The organism is Arcicella sp. LKC2W (assembly GCF_034931005.1).
GTDB lineage: Bacteria > Bacteroidota > Bacteroidia > Cytophagales > Spirosomataceae > Arcicella.
On sequence record NZ_JAYGIN010000068.1, the window covers coordinates 1 to 1,446 of the forward strand.

The 1,446-nt window shown below is 34.4% G+C and carries 1 protein-coding gene; it reads left to right on the forward strand.

Annotated features, from left to right (window positions below; all coding sequences use genetic code 11):
* Positions 1 to 70: 70 nt before the first annotated feature.
* Positions 71 to 1,423 carry an IS4 family transposase gene (locus VB796_RS23690; protein ID WP_323349071.1) on the forward strand — a complete coding sequence of 451 codons (1,353 nt, stop codon included), beginning with the start codon at positions 71 to 73 and terminating at the stop codon, positions 1,421 to 1,423.
* Positions 1,424 to 1,446: the final 23 nt, after the last annotated feature.

Sequence of the window (1,446 nt, forward strand, 5' to 3'; positions counted from 1 at the left end):
CAATGTCGTTTAGTTAAGAAAAAATGACTGGTTTGATGAAGTGGTTTAATTGTATTTATTTTGTAGGAAAATGTCTGACCTCCTTACGACTTTTCCTTCGATTACCGCATCCATTTCAAACTCAAAATATCGAAAGAAATTAACCGATAAGCTCAATGCTGAACTTGATTCTATTAGTTTTAAAACTGGTTGCAAGAACGATATTGATGTAGTAAGTAGAGATAGAAAATTAACGTTAAAAAACTTAATTTTTATCATTATGAACTTCAAAACATCTATTCAAAGAGAACTTGATAGCTTTTTCAAATCAGTTTCCAATCAAGATTTCAATATTCGAGAAGTTACCAAAGGGGCATTTTCTCAGGCACGGTTAAAATTGAATCCTTGGGGATTTCAACGCTTAAATCAAGTAGCAGTTGAATCTTTTTACCAAGATGCTCCATATCGTACTTGGCAGGGTTTTCGAGTTTTAGCGGTTGATGGTACACGATTAAATTTACCCAATCACAAAAGCATAGCTGAAACATTTGGCTCTCATGTCATTGGTCCAACTTTGACGGTTACCAAATCCTTAGCCTTGGGTTCATTACTTTACGATGTACTCAATAGCATTACCATAGAAGGTCAAATAGACCGTTATGATTCGAGCGAAAGAGACTTACTAATTAAACATATTGACAAGATTAAAAAAGGCGATTTATTGCTTTTAGATAGAGGTTATGGCTGTTTTTGGCTATTCTTTTTACTCCAAGCCAAAGAAATTGACTTCTGTGTAAGAATCAAAGATAATTGGCTTGTCGTCAGAGAATTTAACCAAAGTGATAAGCAGGAACAAATCGTATCATTTAACTTGCCAGTTAGAGATTTTGATAAATTGGTGGCATATCCTGAATGTCAAACCAAAACAATCACGTGTCGACTCATAAAAGTTGTCTTGGTTACGGGCGAAACAGAAATACTATGTACCTCCCTAAAAGATAAAGAAGTTTATAAAATTGAAGTGTTCAATGAACTGTATCGTTTGAGATGGAACGAAGAAGAGGCTTATAAGCTATTCAAGAGTAGGATTGAATTAGAGAATTTCTCGGGTAAAACAGCCTTGGCAATCAAGCAAGATTTTCATGCCAAAGTATTTCTAATGACCTTGTGTGCTTCCTACGCTCACCCAATTGACCAAAAAGTCATTCAAGAATACAAAGCCGATGAAGAAAGAAAATTCTCACAGAAAATAAATAGGACAAATGCAATCGGAATGACTCAGAGCATTTTGATTGCAGTATTCATAAAAAAGCAGTTCCGAAAAGCTATTAAAGCCTTTGATGAAATTGTAGCTAAAACACGAGAAATCATAAGACCCAATCGAAGTTTACCCAGAAATCACAAGCCAAAAAAAAAGTATTTCATGAACTATAAAAGGCTGTAATTTCCCTTAACTAAACGACATTG

What these genes read in the sequence shown, in the direction of transcription:
- VB796_RS23690 (WP_323349071.1), top strand. Translation starts at nt 71, where the DNA reads ATGTCTGACCTCCTTACGACTTTTCCTTCGATTACCGCATCCATTTCA.